This is a genomic window from Sandarakinorhabdus sp., assembly GCF_031430775.1.
In the GTDB taxonomy this organism is placed as follows: Bacteria; Pseudomonadota; Alphaproteobacteria; order Sphingomonadales; family Sphingomonadaceae; genus Sandarakinorhabdus.
In genome coordinates this window covers 1-4,151 of record NZ_JANPCD010000198.1, presented here as the reverse complement: position 1 = coordinate 4,151, position 4,151 = coordinate 1, and the positions used below count along the sequence as shown (strand labels likewise).

Here is a 4,151-nt window from a genome sequence, read left to right as displayed (position 1 = left end):
GCCCAAGCTGCTATCTCCCGCGCGCTCCCCTCCATGTTAGGCGGACGACCGAGCTGGAGCAACACAGATGACACCGGGCGCCCGCATGTGGCACCCGGTGTCAGCAACAATCAGACCACCTTGCGCGGACGGCCACGTGGCTTGGCCGTGCGCTTGGTGCCCAGGCCAATCGACTTGGCAAGCGTGCGGCGCTGCTCGGCATAGTTGGGCGCCACCATCGGATAGTCGGCAGGCAGACCCCATTTGGTGCGATAGTCATCGGGCGTCATGCCATAGCGCGTCATCAAGTGCCGCTTGAGCATCTTGAGCTTCTTGCCATCTTCAAGGCAGACGATGAAGTCCGGCTTGATCGACGAGCGGATCGAAACGGCTGGCTCCTGGCGCACAACCGGGGCGACCACGGGCGAGCCAAGGCGCGCCAACGCGGCATAGACGCTTTCGATCACGCCGGGCACATCGGCCGGCGAGACGGTGTTGTTCGCAAAGTGCGACGATACGATGTCGGCTGTCAGCGCAAGCAGCTCGGCATGTACCTGGTTGCTGTCGGTCATCTTGTTTTCCTTAACGTACAGTGCGGATCCCTCCTCCGCACGCTGGCCAAATGCAAGCGATCAAGACAGATTGCAATGTCTCAATTGTCAGCCAGTCAAATTATCGAGGCTGCGGCGCATGGTGATTGCACCAAATCGCGCGCCTGTAGTCCCGGTATAGTAATTGTCGCGCCGGCCAACATCAACAAAACCGCATCTCGCATACAGGGCTCGTGCGGCCAGATTGTTTTCTCTAACCTCAAGAAAAATCTCGGATGCTCCGCGCTGAAACGATTCCGATATCGCATGTTCGAGCAGGGTGCGCCCCATTCCGGCGCCGCGATGAAGAGGCGCGACAGCGATCAACAACAGCTCGACTTCGGGACCGGCAGCGCGGCTCAGGGAAAAGCCCCGGATGCTGTCCCCGGTGGCCGCCAAACGGGCAAAGCTGCTGGGCATGGTCATCGACCCGGCCAGTTGCAGCATCGACCAAGCTTCGCCGAACTCGGCATCAAAGGCCGCGTGCATGACGCCCATCATGCCCGAGACATGCCGGGTCTCGGCTGGCAGGATGACAAAATCGCTGGCTTGGCTCACGCCAGCGGCATTACCGCGTCTGCTGCCCGGACGTAAAGCGCCGCCGGGTGCAAGTTGCGCACAGCCAGCGGCAAGCCGGCAGCATTGGCGGCGTCGGGCTGATCGCCATGGACGATGTCGAGGTCCTGCCGAGCAAGCAAAGCGACCCCGGCACCCGCCACAGGGGTGGCCGGCGCCAGTATCGGCGCTGCCGACAGGACAATGTCAGTCGTCACCCCATCGGCACCGACCTGCGATTGCAGGATCTGACCCCGGCCGGCATCGAGCAGCACCGTGACGCTGTCCAGACCGGGCCGCGCCGCAAAGGCAGCCGCAGCGGCCAGCGACACGGCGCTGAAGCCCGCAACCGGCACGCCCCAGGCCAGGCCAAGCGCCCGGGCCGCCGCGATGCCGATGCGAATGCCGGTAAAGCTGCCAGGCCCAACGTCGACAAGAATGGCGTGAGGGCGCACCGTTCCCAACATGGCGATGATCGCCGGAATCAGCGCTTCGGCATGGCCGCGCCCGATGATGGCGTGATGGCGGGACAGCAGGCGACCATCTTCGTCCAGCGCCAATGACAGCGCCGGCGAACTGGTGGAAATCGCCAAGGTGATGGTCATGAGGGTATGGTCAGGGCGTGGTGGTCACAGGATCGCGGCAGCGTCCTCGAACGCCAGGCGCGGCAGGCGCGGGAACAGCCCTTCGGTGGTGCCCTTGCCAAAGGAACAGATGAAATTGGTTTCGGTGGTGGTGCCGGCCCAGAAGGCAGCATCGACGGCGGCCTTGTCGAAACCCGACATCGGCCCGGTGTCCCAGCCCAGCGCACGGGCGGCCATGATCATATAGGCACCCTGCAACGACGAATTACGGAACGCGGTTTCGCGCGCCGTGGCGGCATTGCCGGAAAACCACGACCGCGCATCGGCATGGGGAAACAGCACCGGCAACTGGTCATAGAATTTGTTGTCGAAACCGATGATCACCGTGACGGGTGCCGCCAGCACCTTGGCGCGGTTGGCCTCGCTGACACAGGCGGCCAGCTTTTCGCGCGCTGCGCTGCTGTGGCAGAACACATAACGTCCCGGCTCGGCGTTTGCTGAGGTCGGGCCCATCTTGACCAGATCATAGAGCGCACGGATGTCCGCTTCGGTGACCGGGGTGGCACCCCAGGAATAATAGGTGCGGGCATCGTCGAACAACTGGCTGATGGCAGCCTTGGGCAGTGCTTCACCGGACATGGAGATTTCCTTTTAGACGGCGCGCACGTCCGTCACTTCGGGGACATAATATTTCAGCAGCGATTCGATGCCCATCTTGAGCGTCGCGGTCGATGACGGGCAGCCCGAACAGGCGCCCTGCATTTCCAGAAAGACCGTGCCCTTGTTGAAGCCGCGATAAACGATATCGCCGCCGTCGCCAGCAACCTGCGGGCGGATGCGCGTTTCCAGCAGCTCCTTGATCTGGTCGATGATCTCGGCATCTTCCGGATCGTCTGCGTTGCCGGCGGCAGTGGACGGCGCCGCATTGAACAGAGGCGCGCCACTGCTGAAATGATCGACCAGCACGCCCAGGACCGCCGGCTTCAACTCCGGCCAGTCGGCACCGTCGGGCGTGCGAGTGACACTGATGAAGTCAGCGCCGAAAAACACCCGTTCGATATCGCCAAGCGAAAACAGGCTGGCAGCAAGCGGCGATGCGGTTGCCGCATCGGCGTTGGCAAAGTCGGCGCTGGCGCCGTCCGTGACCGCTTGGCCCGGACGGAACATCAGCGTCATCGGGTTGGGAGTGCGTTCGGTTTCAATGAACATGGCCATGGCCTTTCCTGCGCTGGCGCCTTTTCAACGCGTATCGATGCGATGTGGGCCAGACGCACCGGCGAATCAAGTCAAATCAGAATGAAAATGTCCGATATTACGCAGCGCACAGTGCTTTCAGGTCAGCGATTCCAGCCGTTCAGCGTCAAGGCCGCCCGGCACCACCATCACCACACAAGGCAATTGCCCGGCGCGCTCTCCGGTGAAAAAGCTGATCAGCGGCCCCGGCGCGCCGCGCGAGGCCGCGCCCAGCACAAGCGCGCGGATGCCGGTATGGCCTTTGACATATTCCAGTATTGCCAGCGCCGGCGTGCCGCGCAGCACCAGCGTATCCGGTCGCACACCACCGATCGCTTCGGCCGCAGCGGCTTCCTTAACCAGCAGCGCCTCGGCCTCGGCCTGCGCTTCGGCCAACATCGCCTGCTGCACGCCGCCCCATTGCATGAATTCGGCCGGCGCCAGGACATGGGCCAGCGTGACGCGTGCGCCGACATGCGCGGCACGCAGCACGGCAAAGCGCATCGCGACGCGGCTTTCCTCGCTGTCGTCGATCACCACGAGATAGGTCGGCGCAGTTTCCATCTGCGCAACCTTTCACAAAGCCACGCACAAGCAAAGGCCCGCGACAAACACCGGCGGCGCAATTATGGTCGGCGCTGGTCATGGATATCTACCTCCCCATCGCCGAAATGTCGGTCAACGCCTTCGTCATCATCCTTCTCGGGGGCATGGTCGGGTTTCTGTCGGGCATGTTCGGCGTGGGCGGCGGTTTTCTGACCACGCCGCTGCTGATATTCTATGGCATCCCGCCGGCGGTGGCCGTGGCGTCTGCCGCCACCCAGATCACCGGTTCCAGCGTGTCCGGCGCCCTGGCCTATTGGCGGCGCGAGCAGATCGACATCAAGATGGGCGGGGTGCTGGTGGCCGGCGGCATTGTCGGGGCCGGCATTGGCCAGATCCTGTTTCGAGCGTTGCAAAAGATCGGCCAGGTCGATGTCGCCATCGGCATCATCTATGTGCTTTTCCTGGGCGTGATAGGCTCGCTGATGCTGCGAGATGCCCTGCGCACGATGGCGGCGGCACGATCGGGCAGCGCCGCTCCGATGCGGGTGCGCCGGCACATGCCCTGGGTGGCGGCGCTGCCGGGGCGCACGCGTTTCTACAAATCCGGCCTGTTCATATCGCCGCTGGCGCCGCTGCTGCTGGGCGCGCTGGTGGGCATGCTCAC

General features: G+C 63.6%; 7 protein-coding genes. 1 reads left to right on the top strand and 6 read right to left on the bottom strand.

Annotation, left to right across the window (positions count from 1 at the left end; genetic code table 11):
* Positions 1-110 precede the first annotated feature (110 nt).
* The 6 genes from RMQ73_RS12785 to RMQ73_RS12760 form a co-directional block, all read right to left on the bottom strand.
* A complete protein-coding gene (locus tag RMQ73_RS12785; protein ID WP_310498667.1) occupies positions 111-551 on the bottom strand; it encodes a MucR family transcriptional regulator in 441 nt (146 codons plus the stop codon).
* Positions 552-638: 87 nt separating this feature from the next.
* Positions 639-1,127, bottom strand: a complete 489-nt coding sequence (locus RMQ73_RS12780) for a GNAT family N-acetyltransferase (RefSeq protein WP_310498666.1) — start codon at positions 1,125-1,127, stop codon at positions 639-641.
* The gene (tsaB, locus tag RMQ73_RS12775) at positions 1,124-1,729 is read right to left on the bottom strand and encodes a tRNA (adenosine(37)-N6)-threonylcarbamoyltransferase complex dimerization subunit type 1 TsaB (protein ID WP_310498665.1); all 606 of its coding nucleotides are present in this window, start codon (positions 1,727-1,729) and stop codon (positions 1,124-1,126) included. The genes RMQ73_RS12780 and tsaB overlap by 4 nt, the downstream gene beginning before the upstream one ends.
* A gap of 24 nt (positions 1,730-1,753) precedes the next feature.
* Entirely contained in the window at positions 1,754-2,347 is a 594-nt protein-coding gene (locus RMQ73_RS12770) for a malonic semialdehyde reductase (RefSeq protein ID WP_310498664.1), read from the bottom strand.
* Between the two features lie 12 nt (positions 2,348-2,359).
* Positions 2,360-2,917 (bottom strand): NifU family protein, encoded by a 558-nt coding sequence (locus RMQ73_RS12765; RefSeq protein ID WP_310498668.1) that lies wholly within the window; start codon positions 2,915-2,917, stop codon positions 2,360-2,362.
* Positions 2,918-3,040: 123 nt separating this feature from the next.
* Positions 3,041-3,505 (bottom strand): universal stress protein, encoded by a 465-nt coding sequence (locus RMQ73_RS12760; RefSeq protein ID WP_310498663.1) that lies wholly within the window; start codon positions 3,503-3,505, stop codon positions 3,041-3,043.
* Between the two features lie 80 nt (positions 3,506-3,585).
* Between RMQ73_RS12760 and RMQ73_RS12755 the strand changes: the two genes are divergently transcribed.
* Positions 3,586-4,151: TSUP family transporter (locus tag RMQ73_RS12755; protein WP_310498661.1), on the top strand; the 566-nt coding region annotated here is incomplete at its 3' end.

Bases quoted from the DNA above. Each gene is read 5' to 3' on its own strand.
- tsaB (WP_310498665.1), bottom strand. From the start codon at position 1,729: ATGACCATCACCTTGGCGATTTCCACCAGTTCGCCGGCGCTGTCATTG.
- RMQ73_RS12785 (WP_310498667.1), bottom strand. From the start codon at position 551: ATGACCGACAGCAACCAGGTACATGCCGAGCTGCTTGCGCTGACAGCC.
- RMQ73_RS12760 (WP_310498663.1), bottom strand. From the start codon at position 3,505: ATGGAAACTGCGCCGACCTATCTCGTGGTGATCGACGACAGCGAGGAA.
- RMQ73_RS12770 (WP_310498664.1), bottom strand. From the start codon at position 2,347: ATGTCCGGTGAAGCACTGCCCAAGGCTGCCATCAGCCAGTTGTTCGAC.
- RMQ73_RS12765 (WP_310498668.1), bottom strand. From the start codon at position 2,917: ATGTTCATTGAAACCGAACGCACTCCCAACCCGATGACGCTGATGTTC.